General features: G+C 61.5%; 22 protein-coding genes and 1 tRNA gene. 11 read left to right on the top strand and 12 right to left on the bottom strand.

What is annotated here, in order from left to right; all coding sequences use genetic code 11:
- Positions 1 to 420 precede the first annotated feature (420 nt).
- A complete protein-coding gene (locus K5K89_RS02625) occupies positions 421 to 861 on the bottom strand; it encodes a hypothetical protein (RefSeq protein WP_071492417.1) in 441 nt (146 codons plus the stop codon).
- On the opposite strand from K5K89_RS02625, the gene K5K89_RS02620 reads away from it, so the two are divergent.
- The gene (locus tag K5K89_RS02620) at positions 860 to 1315 is read left to right on the top strand and encodes a tRNA (cytidine(34)-2'-O)-methyltransferase (RefSeq protein WP_003171120.1); all 456 of its coding nucleotides are present in this window, start codon (positions 860 to 862) and stop codon (positions 1313 to 1315) included. The genes K5K89_RS02625 and K5K89_RS02620 overlap by 2 nt on opposite strands.
- 125 nt (positions 1316 to 1440) lie before the next feature.
- Here K5K89_RS02620 and secB read toward each other — a convergent pair whose 3' ends face one another.
- From secB to K5K89_RS02605, 3 genes are read right to left on the bottom strand one after another with little or no spacing between them, the layout of a single operon-like run.
- Complete coding sequence (gene secB, locus K5K89_RS02615; RefSeq protein WP_010213875.1) at positions 1441 to 1920, bottom strand: protein-export chaperone SecB; 480 nt, start codon at positions 1918 to 1920, stop codon at positions 1441 to 1443.
- Positions 1921 to 1961: 41 nt separating this feature from the next.
- On the bottom strand, positions 1962 to 2216 hold the full coding sequence (gene grxC, locus K5K89_RS02610; protein WP_033896917.1) for a glutaredoxin 3: 255 nt from the start codon (positions 2214 to 2216) through the stop codon (positions 1962 to 1964).
- Position 2217: 1 nt separating this feature from the next.
- Positions 2218 to 2631, bottom strand: a complete 414-nt coding sequence (locus K5K89_RS02605) for a rhodanese-like domain-containing protein (RefSeq protein ID WP_010213877.1) — start codon at positions 2629 to 2631, stop codon at positions 2218 to 2220.
- 151 nt (positions 2632 to 2782) lie between these two features.
- Between K5K89_RS02605 and gpmI the strand changes: the two genes are divergently transcribed.
- From gpmI to K5K89_RS02575, 6 genes are all read left to right on the top strand, one after another.
- Positions 2783 to 4309 carry a 2,3-bisphosphoglycerate-independent phosphoglycerate mutase gene (gene gpmI, locus K5K89_RS02600; RefSeq protein ID WP_071492418.1) on the top strand — a complete coding sequence of 509 codons (1527 nt, stop codon included), beginning with the start codon at positions 2783 to 2785 and terminating at the stop codon, positions 4307 to 4309.
- 257 nt (positions 4310 to 4566) lie between these two features.
- Complete coding sequence (locus K5K89_RS02595; RefSeq protein WP_222540809.1) at positions 4567 to 5862, top strand: murein hydrolase activator EnvC family protein; 1296 nt, start codon at positions 4567 to 4569, stop codon at positions 5860 to 5862.
- Between the two features lie 30 nt (positions 5863 to 5892).
- On the top strand, positions 5893 to 7200 hold the full coding sequence (locus K5K89_RS02590; protein ID WP_071492420.1) for a S41 family peptidase: 1308 nt from the start codon (positions 5893 to 5895) through the stop codon (positions 7198 to 7200).
- Position 7201: 1 nt separating this feature from the next.
- On the top strand, positions 7202 to 7972 hold the full coding sequence (locus tag K5K89_RS02585) for a divergent polysaccharide deacetylase family protein (protein WP_071492421.1): 771 nt from the start codon (positions 7202 to 7204) through the stop codon (positions 7970 to 7972).
- Between the two features lie 70 nt (positions 7973 to 8042).
- Positions 8043 to 9629, top strand: a complete 1587-nt coding sequence (locus K5K89_RS02580) for a trypsin-like serine protease (protein WP_222540808.1) — start codon at positions 8043 to 8045, stop codon at positions 9627 to 9629.
- Positions 9630 to 9687: 58 nt separating this feature from the next.
- Complete coding sequence (locus K5K89_RS02575) at positions 9688 to 10983, top strand: Vps62-related protein (protein WP_222540807.1); 1296 nt, start codon at positions 9688 to 9690, stop codon at positions 10981 to 10983.
- Here K5K89_RS02575 and K5K89_RS02570 read toward each other — a convergent pair.
- The 7 genes from K5K89_RS02570 to K5K89_RS02540 form a co-directional block, all read right to left on the bottom strand.
- On the bottom strand, positions 10936 to 11691 hold the full coding sequence (locus K5K89_RS02570) for a substrate-binding periplasmic protein (protein ID WP_071492424.1): 756 nt from the start codon (positions 11689 to 11691) through the stop codon (positions 10936 to 10938). The two genes, K5K89_RS02575 and K5K89_RS02570, sit on opposite strands and share 48 nt — an antisense overlap.
- A 66-nt stretch (positions 11692 to 11757) precedes the next feature.
- Positions 11758 to 12528 (bottom strand): imidazole glycerol phosphate synthase subunit HisF, encoded by a 771-nt coding sequence (gene hisF / locus K5K89_RS02565; protein ID WP_003171107.1) that lies wholly within the window; start codon positions 12526 to 12528, stop codon positions 11758 to 11760.
- Positions 12529 to 12537: 9 nt separating this feature from the next.
- The gene (gene hisA, locus K5K89_RS02560; RefSeq protein ID WP_093121475.1) at positions 12538 to 13275 is read right to left on the bottom strand and encodes a 1-(5-phosphoribosyl)-5-[(5-phosphoribosylamino)methylideneamino]imidazole-4-carboxamide isomerase; all 738 of its coding nucleotides are present in this window, start codon (positions 13273 to 13275) and stop codon (positions 12538 to 12540) included.
- A gap of 39 nt (positions 13276 to 13314) precedes the next feature.
- Positions 13315 to 13572, bottom strand: coding sequence for a DUF2164 domain-containing protein (locus K5K89_RS02555; protein ID WP_071492426.1), 258 nt, complete (start codon positions 13570 to 13572; stop codon positions 13315 to 13317).
- On the bottom strand, positions 13572 to 14210 hold the full coding sequence (hisH, locus tag K5K89_RS02550; RefSeq protein ID WP_071492427.1) for an imidazole glycerol phosphate synthase subunit HisH: 639 nt from the start codon (positions 14208 to 14210) through the stop codon (positions 13572 to 13574). The genes K5K89_RS02555 and hisH overlap by 1 nt, the downstream gene beginning before the upstream one ends.
- Complete coding sequence (gene hisB / locus K5K89_RS02545) at positions 14210 to 14803, bottom strand: imidazoleglycerol-phosphate dehydratase HisB (RefSeq protein WP_017849940.1); 594 nt, start codon at positions 14801 to 14803, stop codon at positions 14210 to 14212. The genes hisH and hisB overlap by 1 nt, the downstream gene beginning before the upstream one ends.
- Before the next feature lie 250 nt (positions 14804 to 15053).
- Positions 15054 to 16715 carry an OFA family MFS transporter gene (locus K5K89_RS02540; protein ID WP_071492428.1) on the bottom strand — a complete coding sequence of 554 codons (1662 nt, stop codon included), beginning with the start codon at positions 16713 to 16715 and terminating at the stop codon, positions 15054 to 15056.
- A 325-nt stretch (positions 16716 to 17040) separates the two neighbouring features.
- Between K5K89_RS02540 and K5K89_RS02535 the strand changes: the two genes are divergently transcribed.
- From K5K89_RS02535 to K5K89_RS02520, 4 genes are all read left to right on the top strand, one after another.
- On the top strand, positions 17041 to 19251 hold the full coding sequence (locus K5K89_RS02535) for an AsmA family protein (RefSeq protein ID WP_222540806.1): 2211 nt from the start codon (positions 17041 to 17043) through the stop codon (positions 19249 to 19251).
- Positions 19248 to 20315 carry an A/G-specific adenine glycosylase gene (mutY, locus tag K5K89_RS02530; RefSeq protein ID WP_071492430.1) on the top strand — a complete coding sequence of 356 codons (1068 nt, stop codon included), beginning with the start codon at positions 19248 to 19250 and terminating at the stop codon, positions 20313 to 20315. The genes K5K89_RS02535 and mutY overlap by 4 nt, the downstream gene beginning before the upstream one ends.
- The gene (locus tag K5K89_RS02525; protein ID WP_028615361.1) at positions 20312 to 20584 is read left to right on the top strand and encodes an oxidative damage protection protein; all 273 of its coding nucleotides are present in this window, start codon (positions 20312 to 20314) and stop codon (positions 20582 to 20584) included. The genes mutY and K5K89_RS02525 overlap by 4 nt, the downstream gene beginning before the upstream one ends.
- A 103-nt stretch (positions 20585 to 20687) precedes the next feature.
- Positions 20688 to 20763: transfer RNA gene (locus tag K5K89_RS02520), tRNA-Phe, on the top strand.
- A 131-nt stretch (positions 20764 to 20894) separates the two neighbouring features.
- Here the strand turns inward: K5K89_RS02520 and K5K89_RS02515 are convergent.
- Positions 20895 to 22487 carry an ArnT family glycosyltransferase gene (locus tag K5K89_RS02515; RefSeq protein WP_222540805.1) on the bottom strand — a complete coding sequence of 531 codons (1593 nt, stop codon included), beginning with the start codon at positions 22485 to 22487 and terminating at the stop codon, positions 20895 to 20897.
- Between the last annotated feature and the right edge of the window lie 65 nt (positions 22488 to 22552).

Here is a 22552-nt window from a genome sequence, read left to right as displayed (position 1 = left end):
TTTGGACCTCTACAAGGCTCCAGCACCGTGCACCGCTTCAATGCACCATGAACCGGCATCGGGCATGGATCTGGTAGCGAAAGCCAGAGCCTCACTCAATAAAACCCGCGAACCGAAAACACCAAAGCCCCGTATTCCGGGGCTTTGCGCTTTCTTGAGAAATTTTTTGGCCCACATTGCGAATTTTGGCACGCGCCCTGCAACAACCCTGTTACTACCCAGTTTCGGGGACCTTGGTACAGGCAGGCCGAGAATCCCCTCTTTACACCCGGGGTGCTTGATGCGAATCGCGTCGCGCTCCACACCGCTTTGGGGAACCTCGGTACAGGCAGGCCGGGGATTCCCTCTTTAACACCGAAGCTTTGCAAGCTTCACCCCGTTTTGGGAGCCCTGGTACAGGCAGGCCGGGAACTCCCTCTTTTATTCCTCCTGGAGATGGATCTCCAGCCGCCAACGGCCATCGGCCTTCTCGCCCTTCCACTCCCCACGCAACGGTCGCGCCGCCACCAGGTTCAGCAGCAGGCCGCCATCGGTCTTGCGTACGCGCCAGTTCACGTCCTTGTCATTGACCTTGAGCCGTCCACTCGCGGCCTTGCCCTGGGCGTCGAACAACAGCGCCACAGTGCCGTCGACGTGCTCGCCGTGCAACTTGGGTTCGCCGTTGAACCACACCACCACGCCGTCCCTCGCGGTCTCGACCTGTTGCAGTTCGACCGGCTCCGGGGTGGTCAGGCGACCGATCATCAGGCCGACCATCATGCCGACAATCGCCAAAGAGCCCATGACCCTCGGCATAAGCTTCGGCCTCGGGTCCTCTTCGAGGGTAGAATGCAGCGCATCTTTGCCTTCGGAGCCGTGCATGTTTCACGTCATCCTTTTTCAACCAGAAATTCCGCCGAATACCGGCAACGTTATCAGGCTGTGCGCCAACAGTGGCTGCCACCTGCATTTGATCGAACCGCTGGGCTTCGACATGGACGACAAGCGCCTGCGCCGTGCCGGGCTGGATTACCACGAGTACGCCACGCTCAAACGCCACGCCGACCTGGCCAGTTGCCTGGAAAGCCTGGGCCACCCACGGCTGTTCGCGTTCACCACCAAGGGGTCGCGGCCGTTCCATGATGCCAGCTTTGCCGAGGGCGATGCGTTCCTGTTCGGCCCGGAAAGCCGGGGCCTGCCGGCCGAGGTGCTCGACGCCCTGCCCGACGGCCATCGCCTGCGTTTGCCGATGCGCGAGGGCTGCCGCAGCCTGAACCTGTCCAACACCGTGGCCGTCGCCGTCTACGAAGGCTGGCGCCAGCTCGGCTTCAAATAACACACATAACAAATGTGGGAGGGGGCTTGCCCCCGATGACGGAGTGTCAGTCGACATCTATGTGACTGATCCACCGCTATCGGGGCAAGCCCCCTCCCACATGGGGTCCTGCACCGGGTTCGAGATTACTGAACCGTCGACGAACCTTCCTGTTGCATGCGCTGCAGCTCTTGCGCGTACAGGGCATCGAAGTTCACCGGAGCCAGCATCAGCGCAGGGAACGAGCCACGGGTGACCAGGCTGTCCAGGGTCTCACGGGCATACGGGAACAGGATGTTCGGGCAGAACGCGCCCAGGGTGTGGCTCATGGACGCTTCGTCCAGGCCCTGGATCAGGAAGATACCGGCCTGTTGCACTTCAGCGATGAAGGCCACTTCTTCGCCATTCTTGACGGTTACGGACAGGGTCAGCACGACTTCGTGGAAGTCGCCTTCCAGTGCCTTCTGGCGGGTGTTCAGGTCCAGCGCAACGCTTGGGGTCCATTCCTGACGGAAGATGGCCGGGCTTTTCGGCGCTTCGAACGACAGGTCACGCACGTAGATGCGCTGCAGCGAGAACTGTGGCGCTTGGGCTTCTGCAGCTTCGGTGTTCTGTTGGTCAGTCATCGCAGATCCTTGTGATCTTGAGGTCTTTTAGGGTTTAGGAGTCAGACGAGCAGCAGCGCATCCAGTTTACCGGCGCGCTCCAGGGCGAACAGGTCGTCGCAGCCACCGATGTGCCTGGCGCCGATCCAGATCTGCGGCACGGACGTGCGCCCCGCCTTCTGGGCCATTTCGGCGCGCACTTGCGGTTTGCCGTCGACCTTGATTTCTTCGAAGGCAACACCCTTCTTCTCAAGCAGGGCCTTGGCCCGCATGCAGTAAGGGCACCAATCGCTGGAATACACGACAACCTGGCTCATATCACTTCACCAGCGGCAGGTTATCGGCGCGCCAGCTGCTGATGCCACCGGACAATTTGGCGGCGGTGAAACCGGTCTTGAGCATTTCGCGGGCGTGGGTGCCGGCGTGCTGGCCTTGGGCGTCGACCAGGATGATGGTCTTGGCCTTGTGCTTTTCCAGCTCGGCCAGGCGCGCGATCAGCTTGTCCTGAGGAATGTTCAGGGCGCCGACGATGTGACCGGTGGCGAAATCCTTGGCCGGACGAATGTCCACGACAACGGCCTCATCCTTGTTGACCAGCGCGGTCAGCTCCGCCGTGCTCAGGCTGCGGCCACCGCGGCTCAATTCATGAGCGATCAGCAGCGCCAGCAGGATGACGAAGGCACCCACGAGCAGGTAGTGGGCAGTGGCAAATGCAATCAGGTGATCAACCATCAAGGAGGTTCCAGGGCGTTAAAATGGCGGTAAGTATACACAGCCGCCAGGGGGGGCCAACCCCCGTAAAGCGGTGACGTGGTCGGAACTTCGCTTTAAACTGCCACTCCCTTTTCAATTGTCTTCCTTTATTACCGCCGCGAGAGGATCTATGACTACTACGCCTAAACCTTTGGTCCTGATAATTCTCGATGGCTTCGGACACAGTGAAAGCCACCACGACAACGCGGTATACGCGGCCAACAAGCCTGTCCTCGACCGCCTGACCGCCACCGTACCCAACGGCCTCATCTCCGGCTCGGGCATGGACGTGGGCCTGCCGGACGGCCAGATGGGCAACTCGGAAGTCGGCCACATGAACCTCGGCGCCGGACGAGTGGTGTATCAAGACTTCACACGCGTGACCAAAGCGATCCGCGATGGCGAGTTCTTCGAGAACCCGACGATTTGCGCGGCGGTAGATAAAGCAGTGGCTGCCGGCAAGGCCGTGCACTTCATGGGCCTGCTGTCCGATGGCGGCGTCCACAGCCACCAGGACCACCTGGTCGCCATGGCCGAACTGGCCTTCAAGCGCGGCGCCGACAAGATCTACCTGCATGCCTTCCTCGACGGCCGCGACACCCCGCCGAAAAGCGCGCAATCGTCCATCGAACTGCTCGACACCACCTTCGCCGCCCTGGGCAAGGGCCGCATCGCCAGCCTGGTGGGCCGTTACTTCGCCATGGACCGTGACAACCGCTGGGACCGCGTCTCCCAGGCTTACAACCTGATCGTCGACGGCCAGGCCGAATTCAACGCCGCCACCGCCCAGGAAGGCCTGGAAGCCGCCTACGCCCGTGGCGAAAGCGACGAGTTCGTCAAAGCCACCACCATCGGCGAGCCAGTGAAGGTCGAAGACGGCGACGCCGTGGTGTTCATGAACTTCCGCGCCGACCGCGCCCGTGAGCTCAGCCGTGTGTTTGTCGAAGACGGCTTCAAGGAATTCGAGCGCGCCCGCCAGCCAAAAGTGCAGTACGTGGGCCTGACCCAATACGCCGCCAGCATCCCGGCCCCCGCCGCCTTTGCCCCGGGCAGCCTGGACAACGTGCTGGGCGATTACCTGGCAAAAAATGGCAAGACCCAGCTACGCATTGCCGAAACCGAAAAATACGCCCACGTAACCTTCTTCTTCTCCGGTGGTCGCGAAGAGCCGTTCCCGGGTGAAGAGCGCATCCTGATCCCATCACCAAAGGTCGCCACCTACGACCTGCAGCCGGAGATGAGCGCGCCGGAAGTCACCGACAAGATCGTCGACGCCATTGACCACCAGCGTTACGACGTGATCGTAGTCAACTACGCCAACGGCGACATGGTGGGCCACAGCGGCAACCTGGAAGCTGCGACCAAGGCCGTGGAATGCCTGGACCTGTGCGTCGGCCGTATCGTCGACGCCCTGGAAAAAGTGGGCGGCGAAGCGCTGATCACGGCCGATCACGGCAACTGCGAGCAGATGTCCGACGAATCCACCGGCCAGGCCCACACTGCTCACACGACCGAACCGGTGCCGTTCATCTACGTCGGCAAGCGTGATTTCAAGGTGCGTAGCGGTGGCGTGCTGGCGGATGTGGCGCCGACCATGTTGATGCTGATGGGGCTGGAGAAGCCGGTGGAGATGACCGGGACTTCGATTCTGATTTGATTTCAACCACACCGCGCAACAGTGTGGGAGGGGGCTTGCCCCCGATAGCAGTGGATCAGCCAGCACCTATTGAGCTGACACACTGCAATCGGGGGGCAAGCCCCCTTCCACATTGTTTTCCGCTGTTTGGAACATGTCTTTTTGCCATACCACTGCCACTCGGCACCTATCTTGCGCTACAGCCCGAATTGGGCGTTTTTTTTGCCGCGCTTGGCGGGCATACTAGGCCGTCCATTTCCCTGGTGTCGCCCGCCTCTATGCTTCGCGCCTTGATTACCCTTGCTCTTGTCTGCCTGCTCCAACCGGCGTTTGCCGACGAGCGCGCACAAACCCAACAACAGTTGGACGCTACGCGTCAGGACATTACCGAGCTGAAGAAACTGCTCGGCAAGCTCCAGGAAGAGAAATCCGGAGTGCAGAAAGACCTGCGCGGTACGGAAACCGAGATGGGCAAGCTGGAGAAGCAGGTCCAGGAGCTACAAAAAGAATTAAAGAAGAGCGAGTCGGAACTGGAGCGACTCGACGCTGAGAAAAAAAAACTCCAGAGCGCACGCGTTGAACAGCAACGCCTGATCGCGATCCAGGCCCGTGCCGCCTACCAGAACGGCCGCCAGGAATACCTCAAGCTGCTGCTCAACCAGCAGAACCCCGAGAAATTCGCGCGCACCCTCACCTACTACGACTACCTGAGCAAGGCCCGGCTGGAGCAACTTAAAAGCTTCAACGAAACCCTGCGCCAGTTGGTCAACGTCGAACAGGAGATCGCCAACCAGCAGTCGCAGCTGGAAGACCAGAAAAGCGCCCTCAACGACCAGCGCGACGAGCTGGACAAGGTTCGCAAGGAGCGCCAACTGGCCCTGGCCAAGCTCAATGAGGATGTGAAGGCCCGCGACGCCAAGCTCCAGGCCCGCGAGCAGGACCAGGCCGACTTGGCCAAAGTGCTTAAAACCATCGAGGAAACCCTGGCACGCCAGGCACGCGAGGCCGAAGAAGCGCGGCAGAAAGCGCTGATCGCCCAGCAGGAAGCCGAAAAAAAGCGCCAGCGTGAGGCCGAGCTGGCCGCCACTACGGATGCGCCGGCACCGCGTAAACCGGCGCATTCAGCGCCTGGCCCGCTGGTTTCCAGCGCCGGCGAGTCGTTCGGTGGGCCTTTTGCTTCGGCCCGCGGCAAACTTCCATGGCCAGTTGATGGTCGATTACTGGCACGCTTCGGGGAAACCCGTGGCGATGACACCCGCGCCAAGTGGGATGGGGTGATGATCAGCGCCTCCGCCGGCAGCCAGGTCCACGCCGTTCATGGCGGGCGCGTGGTGTTTGCCGATTGGCTGCGGGGCGCCGGTTTGCTGGTGATTCTCGACCACGGCAATGGCTATTTGAGCCTTTACGGCCACAATCAGACATTACTCAAGTCGGCAGGTGATGTTGTAAAAGCCGGTGAATCCATCTCCACTGTGGGTAACAGTGGTGGCCAGGACACTCCGGCGCTGTACTTCGCTATTCGTCAGCAGGGTCGCCCGAGCGATCCCGCACAATGGTGCCGCTCCCAAGGATAGGGGCGCATCTACATTAGGAGTTCGTTCGACATGCTGCATTTGTCCCGCCTCACTTCGCTGGCCCTGACGATCGCCCTGGTGATCGGCGCGCCCCTGGCTTTCGCCGACCAGGCTGCCCCGGCCAGCACGGCCGCGACCACCAAGGCGCCGCTGCCGCTGGACGAGCTGCGCACCTTTGCCGAGGTCATGGACCGGATCAAGGCCGCTTATGTCGAACCTGTAGACGACAAGACCCTGCTGGAAAATGCCATCAAGGGCATGCTCAGCAACCTCGACCCGCACTCCGCCTACCTGGGACCGGAAGATTTTGCCGAGCTGCAGGAAAGCACCAGCGGCGAATTCGGCGGCCTGGGCATCGAAGTCGGCTCCGAAGACGGCAACATCAAGGTGGTCTCGCCGATCGACGACACCCCGGCGTCCAAGGCCGGCATCCAGGCCGGCGACTTCATCGTCAAGATCAACGGCCAGCCGACCCGTGGCCAGACCATGACTGAAGCCGTCGACAAGATGCGCGGCAAGATCGGCCAGAAAATCACCCTGACCCTGGTACGCGACGGCGGCAACCCGTTCGACGTGACGCTGACCCGGGCGACCATTGTGGTCAAGAGCGTGAAGAGCCAGCTGCTGGAGTCGGGCTACGGCTACATCCGCATCACCCAATTCCAGGTCAAGACCGGCGACGAAGTGGCCAAGGCCCTGGCCAAGCTGCGCAAGGACAACGGCAAGAAGCTCAGCGGTATCGTGCTCGACCTGCGCAACAACCCGGGCGGCGTGCTGCAGTCGGCAGTGGAAGTGGTCGACCACTTCATCACCAAGGGCCTGATCGTGTACACCAAGGGCCGCATTGCCAACTCCGAACTGCGCTTCTCGGCAACGGGCAACGACCTCAGCGAAAACGTCCCGTTGGCCGTGCTGATCAACGGCGGCAGCGCCTCGGCGTCGGAGATCGTCGCCGGCGCCCTGCAAGACCAGAAGCGCGGCGTGCTGATGGGTACCACCAGTTTCGGCAAAGGCTCGGTGCAAACCGTGTTGCCGCTGAACAACGAACGTGCGCTGAAGATCACCACGGCGCTGTACTACACGCCAAATGGTCGCTCGATCCAGGCCCAGGGCATCGTGCCGGACATCGAGGTGCGCAAAGCCAAGATCACCAACGAGATCGACAGCGAGTACTACAAAGAAGCGGACCTGCAAGGCCACCTGGGCAATGGCAACGGCGGCGCCGACCAGCCCACCGGCAGCGGCAAGAAAGCCAAGCCGATGCCACAGGACGATGACTACCAACTGGCCCAGGCGCTGAGCCTGCTCAAGGGCTTGAGCATTACGCGCAGCCGTTGATATGCGTTTTGCCCTGATCATCGCCGTGCTGTGCAGCCTGGCCGGAGTCGCCCATGCGACCCCGGCCAACGAGCCCAACAAAGCCTACCTGACCCTTATCATCGACGACCTCGGGCAAAATCTGCCCAGGGATCGTCGCGTGCTGGCCCTGCCCGGGCCGGTGACCACGGCGATCATGCCCGACACGCCCCACGCCGCCGAATTCGCCCGCGAAGCCCACAAGGCCGGCAAGATCGTGATCCTGCACATGCCCATGGACCCGGCCACCGGCCCGTTCGCCTGGCACCCGGAGCTGCCCATCGAGGAACTCGGCAGGCGCCTGGACGCTGCCTTCAAGGCAGTGCCCTACACCGCGGGCATCAACAACCACATGGGCAGCCGCATGACCGCGCAGCCCGAGGCCATGGCCTGGTTGATGGGCGAGCTGCAACGGCGCAACAAATTCTTTGTCGACAGCCGCACCAGCGCCAAGACAGTCGCCGCCGCCGAGGCGCAGAAGATCGGCCTGGCCAGCGTCTCGCGGGACGTGTTCCTGGACGACGAACGCACCGAAGCGGCAATCACCACACAGTTGCAGACCGCAATCAAACTGGCGCACAAACAGGGTTCGGCGGTGATGATCGGCCATCCTTATCCACAGACCCTGGCGGTGCTGGAGCGCGAGCTGCCCAAGCTCAAGGCCCAGGGCGTGGAGTGGATCGATATCAAGTTGATGATCAGCGTGCGCAGTAACCAGGCAATGGCCGGCCATGGCAAGAATGGCAAGTACTAGATAGCTACCGTACTGCCCAGCTGACATTCCTGAATAGTCGAGCCTTGCGCTCACTCTTTCAGGACATGCCATGAACACGCTCCACCACTTGATTTCGGGGCTGCTGCTCTGCAGCCTTTCCAACCTGCTTATCGCGGCACCAAGGGACTATGGTGAAGGCCTTGCCAACGCCAGCCCGCCCAGAATGCTCGCCAATGCGCAGCATCAGCACGCCCATTGGACTGGCGTCGGTCGCATCCGCAATGAAGCCCAGGCCCTCTGCACCGCCTCCCTACTGGACACCCGCGACGACGCAGGCAAGTCCGGCCCGGCCTATGTGCTCACCAGCAGCCACTGCCTTCATCGCCATAACGGCGGGGTACAAAAAGACCTGGATATCAAAGGCAACATCAGCTTCAACTACTTCGACGACACGCTGGAGAGCCTCAAGACCTTTCCGTTGAAAACCCTGAAATGGAGCAGTAGCCAGGGAGTGGACCTGGCGATCGTCGAGCTGAAAGCTTCGCTTGCCGATTTGCTGAAGGCAGGCATCGCCCCTTTGAAACTGGCCGAAGCGGTCCCCGCCGACGGGGTCGATATCCTCGCGCTGGCTGCACCGGAATGGGACACCCTGCATCTCTCCGCCTGCGCGCAGCAAGCCTCGCGCGAACTGGTGGAACAGCCGTTCGTGTGGCGGGTGACCATGAAAAACCAATGCCAGGGTATCGGCCGCGGCGGCTTCGGCGGGCCACTGCTGGAGCGGGCGACTAATACGCTCTTCGGCATTCTTAGCACCAGCACCTCAGGCCAGACCGAAGAACGCAAATGCCAAAGGGACGCGCCCTGCGAGGTCAACAACGGTATGCCCACCTGGCACCCCGAAACGAACTACGGCAGCCCGGTGACGTTCCTCAACCGGTGCTTTGTCGAAGGCGTTCTGAAAGCCGACAGTGAACACTGCGAACTCTTCCCGACCACCACCATTTCCTTTCAGCACCCGGACCCCATCCAGCAATACTTCGTCAAGCGACCCGACGGCACACACAAGGATATCGTGCCGCGCTGGAACCTTTCCTTCACGACCAACACTGCGCTCTATCGCTACAAAACCACTCGGCGCGCCATTGATTGCGAAAAACCGGAGCTTTACAGCACCCCGATCAAGGCGCAGGACGCGTACGTGAATGACGCCATCGGACCGGAAACCGGTATGCACATGCTGTGTATCGTCGGCTTGGATTCCGAGGAACAACAGGCGACCAACGGCATGATGAAAAATGCCCTGACCTTGGCGGTGGAACTGGCCGAACCCGGGCCGGCACGCACGCCGAACTTGAGCATCAGCCTGGATAAACAGGGGCTGGCGGCCTACACCGTGATCTGGAAGCTCGCGCCGCCATTCATGCATCGCTACTCCTACAAGTTCGGCCCGGTCACCACGACCGACTGCCTCAGGCCAGTCGATTACCTGGCCTTTCCGCCCCCTCCCGTGGAGGAGGAGGAGGAGGACGAACCTATCGAGATATTTTCCACGCTCAATGACTCCCCCAGCACGCGAACAGAGCAGTACGCACGGCTGATCACCGTTCGGGACAAACCCTACAAGATCTGCACCTACGCCTACGACCAGGCTGACCAACCCTCAACACTGCGCGTGGACTTGCTCAAGCCCCGCTGACCGGTCCGGCTCGACCACATCGAGAGACAGAACCATTCCATCCACAAGGAGTACCCCCATGGAACCCATCCAAGTCAAAGACCTGCTGATCAACTTCACCTCGGAGTTCACCCCACTCTGGAACGACCAAGGCTCGGGAGCCAAAAAGTCGGCTAGCCTTTGGCGCCCGAGCACCAGTGCCGATCACTTGATCTCGTTCTCCTCATTGGGAGACGTCGCTCACCCGAGCCATGACAATTTGAATCATCGCAAGACCGTGGTTGTTGTCAGCGAAGCCAACAAAACCAACGGCACCGCACTTCGCCAACCGAAAGACTTCATAGAAGTCTGGAACAGTCGCGGCACAGGCGCCAACGCTGATATTTCGATCTGGCAGCCGGTCCCGCCTGATGGCTATGTGGCCCTGGGTACCGTATGCGGCGTGGGCTATCAACGGCCTTCGCTGCACACCGTGCGCTGTGTGCGGGCTGACCTGACCGTGCCGGCTTACGTTGCCGATCAGATCTGGAATGACAAAGGCAGCCGCGGCCAAATCGACTTCAGTGCCTGGGACGTCATGCCGCCGACCGCTCATCCGGGCGAGGCTTACCTGGCACCAGGGACATTTTTCGGGGTGCGGGGCTATGCAAAGCCGGAAGCGCCCGGGTTAGCGCATGCCTTGCATATCCCCCTGACCGAGGTGGCAGGGCGCGAGCTCCCGGCCCCGCCCGCACCGTCTGCGGACGGGCAACCTTCAACCCTGGACGCCGAAGAGTCCTTGCATGTCTGCCAACTCCCCTGGTTTCTAGTCTCCGACCCGGAGCTGCCAGCCGACGAGCAACCCTCGCGGTCCCCCTTCTACAGGCTGCAAAGACGCGACAAGTACGTACTGGTCGATGTGGCGCGCAACCCAACGACCACCAGCCAGACCTTCAAATGGACGATTACCAAAGGCTCGCCCGGTTTCGCAGCCAACTTTCTCAAGTGGGCCACGGGTGTCGACATGACCGAGGCATGGACAGGCCATTCTCTCAGAACCAACCCGAAAAGCTCGGTAAGGCTGGGCAGTGCATTCACTCACTCGAGCGTTTCGTCCAAAGGCTGGACCGCCCCGCAAACCACCGACATCGCTGCATATGTCCCGGCCCACAAGACCGTGGCAGCCTATGTGGTCGAAAGCGAGTACACATTGCTGCGCAGGGATGCCAGCCCCCTGGCAACATCAGTGACCTACACCAATACCGAGCAGGTGTATTTCAGTGAGGCAAATACCACCGATTCCGTAGAGGCCGAGCGCCCGCAGCCCGTTCCCGCAAAGGAGCCGCCACTAGAGGTAACGCCCCATGATGTCAGCCACGACCCCCTCGTCTCGTAACTGATCCAACGCCGCTTGAAGCCTGCTCACTACTTCATCCGGCACCTGCTTGTTGAGCGCCAGGTACAGTTCGGCGCTGTTGAAACGCAGGATTGTCTTGAGCCCGGAGACCCCGATCTGGCGCGCCAGATAACGCCCGGCGGGGTCGCCGGTGGCCCACAGGTCGATCTGGCCATCCAGCAGCTTTTGCGCGTTGTCCTGGTCGCGCAGCACGACGACCGGGTTGAGTCCCTGCTTCTCCAGGGTCTCGGCGATGGCATCGCCCTTGTAGGCACCGATCCTGTAGCGGCGCGCGTGCTCCAGGTCGTTCAGCTGGATCTTGCTGTCGGCCTTGGCCAGCAGCACCCAATCGTCCGGACCGATGGGGCCGACCCATTTGAACAGCGCCTCACGGTCCGGCAGGCGCGCCATCACGAACACGCCGTAGCCTGGCTTCTCCAGGGCGAGCTTGTAGATGCGCTCCCAGGGGAAACGCAGGGTGAGATTGTAGGAAATGCCCGCACGCTTGAAGGTTTCGCGCACGATGTCCACGGCGATGCCTTCGATGTTCTCGTCCTTGGCGAAGTTCTTGCCGTTTTTCGCCATGTTGTAGGGCGGGAAGTTTTCCGTCAGCAACACCAGGGAGGCGTCGGACGGTTCCTCGGCGCTGGCCGGAACGGTCAACAGGAGGGACGTACTGGCAAGGGCGAGCAGCAGGTGCTTGAACATGAAAGTTACCGGAATCCATGGCAAGCGCAGAGAGTGCCTCTGGCCTGCCATGGTGTCCAGCAGCGTTTAGCGAACGACGATACCGCGCGCCGCCATGTAGGCCTTGGCCTCGGGAACGGTGTATTCGCCAAAGTGGAAAATACTCGCCGCCAGTACCGCGCTGGCGTGGCCTTCGATCACGCCGTCGGCCAGGTGCTGCAGGTTGCCGACGCCGCCGGAAGCGATCACCGGGATGCCCAACGCATCGCTGATGGCCCGGGTCACGCCCAGGTCGAAGCCGTTTTTCATGCCGTCCTGGTCCATGCTGGTCAGCAGGATTTCACCGGCACCCAGGCCTTCCATCTTCATCGCCCACTCCACCGCGTCCAGACCGGTCGGCTTGCGACCGCCGTGGGTGAAGATCTCCCAGCGCGGGGTTTCGCCCGGGCCGGAGACTTTCTTGGCGTCGATGGCGACCACGATACATTGCGAGCCGAAGTGCTGTGCGGCCTCGCCCACGAACTCCGGGTTGAACACCGCCGCCGTGTTGATCGAGACCTTGTCCGCGCCGGCGTTGAGCAGGTTGCGGATGTCTTGCACAGTGCGCACGCCACCGCCCACGGTCAGCGGGATGAAGACCTGGCTGGCCATGCGCTCGACGGTATGCAACGTGGTATCGCGGCCGTCGACACTGGCGGTGATGTCGAGAAAGGTAATCTCGTCGGCACCTTGCTCATCGTAGCGACGGGCAATTTCCACCGGGTCACCGGCGTCGCGGATGTTCTCGAACTTGACGCCCTTGACCACGCGACCGTTGTCGACGTCCAGGCAAGGGATGATGCGTTTGGCCAGCGCCATGGTCAGTCCTCAGCCGTTGTAGGCATCGCAGTAAGCCTGGGCTTCAGCGACGTCCAGGGTCCCTTCGTAGATCGCACGGCCGGTGATGGCGCCGATGATGCCGGGCGCCTTGGCGTCCAGCAGCGACTTGATGTCGCCCAGGTTGTGGATGCCGCCGGAAGCGATCACCGGGATCTTCGTGGCGGCCGCCAGCGCAGCGGTGAATGGCACGTTGCAGCCCTGCATCATGCCGTCTTTGGCGATGTCGGTATAAACGATGGCGGAGACGCCGTCGGCTTCGAACTGCCTGGCCAGGTCTATCACCTGCACCGTGCTGATTTCAGCCCAGCCGTCGGTGGCGACGAAACCGTCCTTGGCGTCCAGGCCCACGATCAGTTTGCCCGGGAACGCGCGGCAGGCTTCGGCGACGAACGCCGGGTCTTTCACCGCCTTGGTCCCGATGATCACGTAGCTCACGCCGGCCTTGACGTAGTGCTCGATGGTTTCCAGGGAGCGGATACCGCCACCGATCTGGATCGGCAGGTTCGGGTAACGCTTGGCAATGGCGGTGACCACTTCACCGTTCACCGGCTGGCCTTCGAAGGCGCCGTTCAAGTCCACCAGATGCAGACGACGGCAGCCCCCTTCCACCCATTTGGCGGCCATGCTCACCGGGTCATCGGAGAACACGGTGGAGTCTTCCATGCGGCCTTGGCGCAGACGTACGCAGGCACCGTCCTTGAGATCGATAGCGGGGATAATCAGCATCTGGCAAACCTTATTCGATATTCAGCAATGCTTGGGAAATCAGGGTTTCTCAAGCGACCACAGGTCGCTTTCGATGCTTTCGAACCTTTCTTTAAGGAGCGTCTGCGCGTCGAAAATCGCCCTGTTGTAATAGTGCGGAGCCACTTCGGTGGTGAACAGTTCGAGGATCTCGGCGACCTCGAACGACCCCAGCTTGAGCTCGAAGCGATCTTCCATGAAACGCTTGATCTTGAGGGTAGCCTCACTCTCCTGTTCAGGCGTGAGGTTCAAGACCGGCTGCTTCGGCTTCCTGGCCATTACCAGCGCCCGTCCCAGGCGGCGAAGTTCTGCAGCAATTGCAGGCCATGGGTATGGCTCTTCTCCGGGTGGAACTGCACGGCAAACCGCGAGCCTTCGGCCAGCGCAGCGGCGAAGTCGACGCCGTAGTGCCCGCCACCCACCACCTGGCCTGGCTTACCGGCAGCAATGTAGTAGCTGTGCACGAAGTAGAAGCGCGCCATGTCCGGAATGTCGTGCCACAGCGGGTGATCCACCGCCTGGCTGACTTCGTTCCAGCCCATGTGCGGGACTTTCAGGTGAGCGCCGTCTTCATGCAGGTCTTTGCCGAAGAACTTCACTTGCCCAGGGAACAGGCCGATGCAGTCGACGCCCTCATTCTCTTCACTGCGGTCGAGCAAGGCTTGCATGCCCACGCAGATGCCGAGGAAGGGACGGTCCTGGCTGACTTCGCGCACCAGGCTGTCAAAGCCCAGGCGGCGAATCTCGGCCATGCAATCGCGAATCGCGCCGACGCCGGGAAACACCACGCGATCGGCTTCGCGAATCACGTTGGCATCGCTGGTGATCAGTACCTTGCCGGCCCCTACGTGCTCGAGGGCCTTGGCCACCGAGTGCAGGTTACCCATGCCGTAATCGATAACCGCGACCGTCTGCATTACAGGACGCCCTTGGTCGATGGCATTTGCCCGGCCATGCGCTCATCCAGCTCCACAGCCATGCGCAGGGCGCGGCCGAAAGCCTTGAACACGGTTTCGATCTGGTGGTGGGTGTTGGTGCCGCGCAGGTTGTCGATGTGCAGGCTGACAAGCGCGTGGTTGACGAACCCCTGGAAGAACTCCTGGAACAGGTCGACGTCGAAGCCGCCCACGGTGGCGCGGGTGTAGGGCACGTGCATCTGCAGGCCTGGACGGCCGGAGAAGTCGATGACCACACGCGACAGCGCTTCGTCCAGCGGGACATAGGCATGGCCGTAGCGACGGATGCCTTTCTTGTCGCCGATGGCCTTGGCAAACGCCTGGCCGAGGGTGATACCGACGTCTTCCACCGTGTGGTGGTCGTCGATATGCAGGTCGCCCTTGCTGACGATATCCAGGTCGATCAGCCCGTGACGGGCGATCTGGTCCAGCATGTGCTCAAGAAAAGGTACACCGATATCAAATCGGGCCTTTCCGGTGCCATCCAGGTTGATCGAGGCTTTGATCTGGGTTTCCAGAGTGTCGCGCTCGACGGACGCCTTACGTTCGGCCATCACCAGCTCCGCAAAATCATTGGGCGAAAAAGGCAGCCATTATAGGGGCGCGGGCGCCAAACAGAAACATCGGAGGGGATAAGACTGATGGAGTGTCGGGGATAGACATGTGCATACATGTGAGAACCAGCTTTTGTGGAGCTGGCTTGCCTGCGATGCAGGCACCTCGGCGTTTCAGTTGCACCGAGGTGATGCCATCGCGGGCAAGCCCGGCTCCCACAGGAACCGCGCCCACAAAATTTTTGCGGTGTTAGTGGAACAGGACTGCGGTCTTCTGCAGGGTCACCCACACACCCCACGCCAACGGAATACCCACCACCAGCCAGGCAGCGATCGCCAATGGCACGGTGCCCGGGGCTGCTTTCCACTCCAGGGAAGTGGTGGCATCCGCGCCTTTGTCATGGCCCAGCGCCTGTTCGGCGGCCAGTTCGGCGTCGGTCATGAAGTACTTGTCCGCCACCGGGCGGACCAGCAGGTTGCAGATGAAGCCCAGCACCAGCAGGCCAGCGAGGATGTACAAGGTGATGTCATAGGCAGCAGCGCGTTCAACGCCGATGCTCAGTTGATACTCGCGCAGGTAGTTCACCAACACCGGGCCCAACACGCCAGCCGCCGCCCAGGCGGTCAACAGGCGACCGTGGATCGCGCCGACCATTTGCGTACCGAACAGGTCGGCCAGGTAGGCCGGGACGGTCGCAAAACCACCGCCATACATCGACAGGATGATGCAGAACGCCGCCACGAACAGCGCCACGTTGCCCAGGTGCCCCAGGTTCGGGATCAGCGCGTACAGGGCAAAGCCCAGGGCGAAGAACACGAAGTAGGTGTTTTTACGGCCCAGGTAGTCGGAGAACGACGCCCAGAAGAACCGGCCACCGATGTTGAACAGGCTCAACAGGCCAGTGAAGCCCGCCGCAATGGCGGCGATGGAGGCCAGTTGACCGGCGTCCAGCTGGCCGAATGGCACATCCACACCCAGCAACTTGCCGCCGAACACTTCCTGCAGCAGGGGCGAAGCCATGCCGAGGATGCCGATACCGGCGGACACGTTCAGGCACAGCACCAGCCATACCAGGCGGAATTGCGGGGTTTTCCACGCCACGTTCACGTGTACGTGACGGTGGGTGATCATTGCATTGCTGGCTTTTTTCGCCGGCGCGGTCCAGCCTTCAGGCTTCCAGCCGGTCGGCGGGACGCGGTAGGACAAGGCGCCACCGATCATGAACACGAAGTAGATCGCGGCCATCACCAGGAAGCTCTGCCACACGCCCACGCTGGTGGGCGTAGCAAAGTGACCCATCAATGCCGCTGCCAACGGGGCACCCACCATCGCGCCACCGCCGAAGCCCATGATCGCCATGCCGGTGGCCATCCCGCGCTTGTCCGGGAACCACTTGATCAGGGTCGACACGGGCGAGATATAGCCCAGGCCCAGGCCGATACCGCCAATGACCCCGGAGCCGATCCACATCAGCCAGATCTGGTGGGTATAGATCCCCAACGCCGAAATCAACAGGCCGCCACACCAGCACAGCGCCGAAACAACGCCCGCCTTGCGTGGCCCGGCATGTTCCAGCCAGCCGCCCCAGATCGCTGCCGAGCAGCCCAGGAAGATGAAGAACAGCGTGTAGATCCAGCCCAGCATGGAGATGGGCCAGTCGCATTGGGACGAAAAGACTTGAGCGATAAAGCTCATGTCCGGCGCGCAGGCGACCGGTTTGGTGATACCCAGCGCTTTGGACAGTGGCAGCCAGAACACCGAGAAGCCGTAGGCCATGCCGATGCACAGGTGGATGGCCAAGGCGGCCGGCGGAACCAGCCAGCGGTTGAAGCCGGGCTTGGCGATAATGCGTTCCTTGGACAGGAACGCAGGCTGCGCGGCAGATGAAGCTGCCGCAGTGCTAGTGCTCATTGGTGTTTCCCCCAGTTGTTAGTATGTGTCCGTCAGGCGCTCTCTCCCTCGGCCTTGCACGCAAAGCGTGGCCGTTTTGTTGAGTGAAGCTCCGTTTTAGGCGCGACGTTAAGTCGCAGAAGGCGGACGAACATGCAGAGATTAGCATCTGTGGATGACAGAAAAACCAAACTGCCATCACCTTTTTCAGGAAATCTGCTTTGTTTGACGTCAAAAACCCGTTTCCCGGCCCCTGGATACAATGTAACGATCGGGGCACTGACGCAGGCCGTCGGGCGTTATACTCTGCGGCTAAATTTTGAAATCGACATACAAGGACTCGCCCATGAAAGCGTTCGGCAAAATCCTGGGTCTGGTACTTCTCGGGCTGTTGCTGATCATTGTGGCCCTGGGCTTCGCCCTGACCCACCTCTTCGATCCCAACGACTATAAAGATGAGATCCGCCAGATTGCCCGCGACAAGGCCCACATCGAGCTGACGCTCAATGGCGATATCGGCTGGAGCCTGTTCCCCTGGCTCGGGCTGGAACTGCACGAAGCCAGCGTGGCGACCCTGACCAACCCGACCAAACCGTTCGCCGACTTGCAGATGCTCGGCCTGTCGGTACGGGTTTTACCGCTGCTGCGTCGTGAAGTGCAGATGAGCGATGTGCGTGTCGAAGGCCTCAACCTGCGCCTGAACCGCGACAAACAAGGCCATGGCGATTGGGAAGACATCGGCAAGAACGCCAATGAGCCGAGCGCCAGCGCACCCGCTGCCGCGGAACAGGCCGCCGAGCCCGAGCCGGAGAAACCCTCGAAACCTATCCGGCTGGACATCGACAGCCTGACCATCAACAACGCCCGCATCGAATACAACGACGAGCAGACCGGCAAGCAGTTCAGCGCCGAAAGCATCCAGCTGAGCGCCGGCGCCGTGCACGAAGGCGCCAGTATTCCGGTGAAGCTCACTGCCTTCTTCGGCACCAACCAGCCGGTGATGCGCGTCAAGACCGAACTCAACGGCAACCTGCGCATCCAGCGCGCCCTCAAGCGTTATCAGCTGGAAGACATGAAGATCACCGGCGAAGCCACGGGCGAACCGCTGCAAGGCAAGACCGTGACCTTCTCCACCCAGGGCCAACTGCTGGTGGACCAGGCGGCCAATATCGCCGAATGGACCAACCTGAAGCTCTCGGCCAACCAGTTGCGCGCCTTGGGCGAGCTTAAGGTCAACGACCTGGACAAGACCCCGCAGCTCAGCGGCGCCCTGTCCATCGCCCAGTTCGACCTGGCCAAGTTCCTCGACAGCGTCGGCCACCCCCTGCCACCGATGGCCGAGGGCAGCCTGAGCAAGGTCGAACTGGTCAGTCGCCTCAAGGGCACCCCGACCAGCCTGGCGCTGGAAGACCTGAACCTGAAACTCGACGGCAGCACCTTCACCGGTCGCCTGGCGGTGGACGATTTCGCCAAACAGTCGCTGCGTGCGCAGCTCAAGGGCGATACATTCAACGCCGACAACTACCTGCCGGCAAAGTCCGAGTCCGCCAAAGGTGCAAGCGCCGCACGCCAGGCCGAGGTGCAGAACAGCGAAGCCGGTGCCATGGCCGCCGGCGGCACCACGCCATTGCCCGACGCCCCGACCAAGGGCGCCTGGAGCACCGACAAGCTGCTGCCATTGACGCGCCTGCGCACGCTGGACGTGGATGCCGACCTCGCCTTCGGTCAACTGACCCTGAGCAAATTGCCGATCCAGAATGCGGCGCTCAAAGCGTCCGGCCTCGACGGCCAACTCAAGCTCGACACCTTGAGCGGCGGTCTCTACAACGGCACCTTCCAGGCCAACGGCAGCCTCGATGTGCGTCAGGATATTCCGGTGCTGGCGTTGCAGAGCCGGATCAAGCAGGTGCCGGTCGAGCGCATCCTGCAGGCCCAGGGGCAGAACCCGCCGGTAAAAGGCCAGATCACCCTGGACAGTAACCTCACAGGCCGCGGCAACAGCCAGAAAGCCCTGATCGACAGCCTCAACGGCACCGCCAGTTTCGTGATCAACAACGGCGTGCTGCTCAACGCCAACCTTGAGCAACAACTGTGCACCGGCATTGCCCTGCTCAACCGCAAGACGCTGAGCAGCACGCCGCCAGGCAAGGACACGCCGTTCCAGGAGCTGAAAGGCAACCTGACCTTGCGTAACGGTGTGGCCAGCAACCCTGACCTGAAAGTGCGCATCCCGGGCCTGACCGTCAACGGTAACGGTGATGTGGACTTGCGCGTGCTGGGCATGGACTACCGCGTCGGCATCATTGTCGAGGGTGACCAGCGTGAAACGCCGGACCCTGCCTGCCAGGTCGGCTCCAACTTCCAGGGCATCGAAGTGCCGCTGCGCTGCCGTGGCCCGCTGGAGCTGGGCGCCAAGGCCTGCCGCCTGGACAAGGACGGCTTGACCCAGGTCGCCATCAAGGCGGCCGGCAACAAGCTCAGCGACAAGCTGGAAGAGAAGCTCGACAAGGTGAACCCGCAGTTGAAAGATGCATTGAAGGGCCTGTTCAAGCGATGAGAAACGAGCAGTTTTCAGAGGCCGTGCTCAATTGGTACGACCGCCACGGTCGCCATGACCTGCCCTGGCAACAGGGCATCACGCCTTATCGGGTGTGGGTCTCGGAGATCATGCTGCAGCAGACCCAGGTCAGCACGGTGCTCAATTACTTCGACCGCTTCATGGCGTCATTGCCAACGGTCGAAGCCTTGGCCGCCGCGCCGGAAGATGAAGTGCTGCACCTGTGGACCGGCCTGGGTTACTACACCCGGGCGCGCAACCTGCAAAAGACCGCGAAGATTGTCGTGGCCGAGTACGGTGGCGAGTTTCCCAGGGATGTCGAAAAGCTCACCGAGCTGCCCGGTATCGGCCTGTCCACCGCCGGCGCGATTGCCAGCCTGAGCATGGGCCTGCGTGCGCCAATCCTCGACGGCAACGTCAAGCGCGTGCTGGCGCGGTTTACCGCACAGGAGGGCTACCCCGGCGAACCCAAGGTGGCCAAGCAGCTGTGGGCCACCGCAGAGCGCTTCACGCCCCAGACCCGCGTCAACGCCTACACCCAGGCGATGATGGACATGGGCGCCACCCTCTGCACCCGCAGCAAGCCCAGCTGCCTGCTGTGCCCGCTGGAAAAACATTGCGAAGCCCACATGCTCGGCCTGGAGACGCGCTATCCGATCCCCAAGCCGCGCAAGACCATCCCGCAAAAGCGCACGCTGATGCCGATGCTGGCGAATGCCGAGGGCGCGATCCTGCTTTACCGTCGTCCTTCCACCGGGCTGTGGGGCGGCCTGTGGAGTTTGCCGGAGCTGGATGACCTGCAAGACCTGGAACATCTGGCCCACCAGCATGCGCTGGAACTGGGCAACCAACAGGCGCTGCCGGGGTTGATCCACACCTTCAGCCACTTCCAGCTCGCCATCGAACCCTGGCTGATCCAGGTCGAGGAAACCGCCCATCACGTGGCCGAGGCCGACTGGCTCTGGTATAACCTCGCCACCCCGCCGCGCCTGGGCCTTGCCGCCCCGGTAAAAAAACTGCTGAAACGCGCGGCCGACGTATTGAATGCAGGAGTGTCGTCATGACCCGCACCATCATGTGCCGCAAGTACAAAGAAGAATTGCCCGGCCTGGAACGCCCTCCGTATCCAGGCGCCAAGGGCCAGGACATTTTCGAACATGTCTCGGCCAAAGCCTGGGGCGACTGGTTGAAACACCAGACCCTGCTGATCAACGAAAAACGCCTGAACATGATGAACGCCGAAGATCGCAAATACCTGGCGGGCGAGATGGACAAGTTCTTTTCCGGCGAGGAATACGCCAAGGCCGACGGCTACGTGCCGCCTGCTCAATAATTGATCAAAAACCGGGGCCGGCACGTAAGCGACGGTAATAATTAAATATTTTTCGAAAACTTGCTTGACGACCCCCTGAAAAACCCGTTTAATGCGCCCCGTTGCCCAGATAGCTCAGTCGGTAGAGCAGGGGATTGAAAATCCCCGTGTCGGCGGTTCGATTCCGTCTCTGGGCACCACTATTCAGTTTCAAGTGGTGCAAACGTCATTTGAAACACACAAAAACCCGCCTAGTGCGGGTTTTTTGTTGTCTGTCGTTTATTGCGTTGTCCAGGGGCGGCCTACGCCACCCCGAAACGAACGACCTCTATTACTTCAACAAGAACACCATCAGCGGATTGTCGTTCAGCCGCCCTTCAAACCTTGGCGTCTGCTTCTCCAGAGGCGTTCCTTGCAGCAACGTGGTTTCCTTGCGCGACACAATTGCCCAGGCGGGTCGAGGCAAAGTTCCCAGTCGCTCAATTTCGCTGCCTTCGATAAAGATCGGCTGCTCATCATGGTCCAGGTTCATCATGTAGCGCACCGCCCAAGTGTCTCGGCCGAGATTGATAAACACCAGCGGTCCCGGTTGCGCGGCACGCAACGCCTCCACCTGGCCGACAAACTTCCGAGTATCGAACTGCATATCCTTGGAGGGCTCCACCACAGTGACCAACACCACCCACTGCGCCATCAACGCGATCAGGCTGAGCCACACCAACCGCCCTCCGCGATGCCAGGCGATCAGCGCCGCCACCTGCAGCACCACCAGCCCGCCAATCAGCAACGGCAGTGAAACAGCCGGCCAGTAACCGTGCTTCTGCCAGCCATGCCGACACACAAAGATCGCAACCACGCACAACGCCGGCAGCGCGACGACAAGCGCTTCGTAGCAGCGGCGCACGCCCGTGAGCCAGCCTTGCGCCTGGAGCAGCCCATAGGCCGCGACAGCCGCGAACATCGGCACCATGGGCAGGATGTAATAAGCGCGCTTGAAGTGCGGTATCGACAGCCCGAGCAAGATCATCAAGCCGCAGGCACCCAGCCGCGCAACCAGTTGCATGTCGCCCTCAAACCGCTCGGGCCAGCGATGACGCAGGGCAATCATCGTGGCCAGCGCCAATGGCACCACCGGGAAATAGCGGTACAGACTCAACTGGAAATAGAAGTAGAACGGCTCGCCAGTTTCATCCAGGCGTCCGCCGACCTGCATCTTGAACACCTCATCGGCAAACGCGTCTCCCCCACTGATGCGCGCCAGCTTCACCAGCAGCCACCAACAGGCTGCCAGCAGCACCACGCCGACGATGCCGTGAATCAGCACCTGTTTCACACGCTCGCCAGGCTTGGCCAGTGCCCAATACACACACACCACACCACAGACTTCGATCAACCCCAATGGCCCGCGTATCGCAAAACCCAGGACAAACAGCGGGAACACCGCAAGCCGCCTCCAGCGTCCGCCGCTGTGCAGCAGGTAGAAACTGCCTACACAGAGCAACGCCACCATCTGGTCCAGGCATACCGAGCGGGACTTTTCGAGCAGTTGGGTGGTGAGCAGCGTCAGCAGCACCGTGAGCAGTGCCCACGGCCGGCTCGCAGGCACCAGCAAGCGATAGACCACCGCGACTACGCCAGCAGAAGCCAGGGCGGTCGGCAGGATATTCGCCAGATGGTTGGGCGCACCGAACAGCCTGGCAAATACATAACTGAAGAAGGTCGCGGTGCCGGGATAATCCGCGTAGGGCAGGCCATAGGTGGTCGGGAAAAAGCTCACGCCATGGCGAAACATCTCTTGCAGGAACAGCGCCCATCGGCCATCAAACCCTTGGGGCTGTTGATCCCAGATGCCCAGGGTGAACAACAATAGAGCGAAGAGGAAAATCCCTGAGGATTCCAGGCGAAAACGGTTGCGGTGATCCATCGGTTGACCTGTCAGGTAAGGGGCGCCGACTTATGGTGCCGACCGCCCTGCTGAATAGCGCCTGA

The sequence above is a fragment of the Pseudomonas sp. DR208 genome, assembly GCF_019823005.1.
GTDB lineage: Bacteria > Pseudomonadota > Gammaproteobacteria > Pseudomonadales > Pseudomonadaceae > Aquipseudomonas > Aquipseudomonas extremorientalis.
Note: the sequence above shows the minus strand (reverse complement) of the source record. Positions and strands in the feature narration are given on the sequence as shown.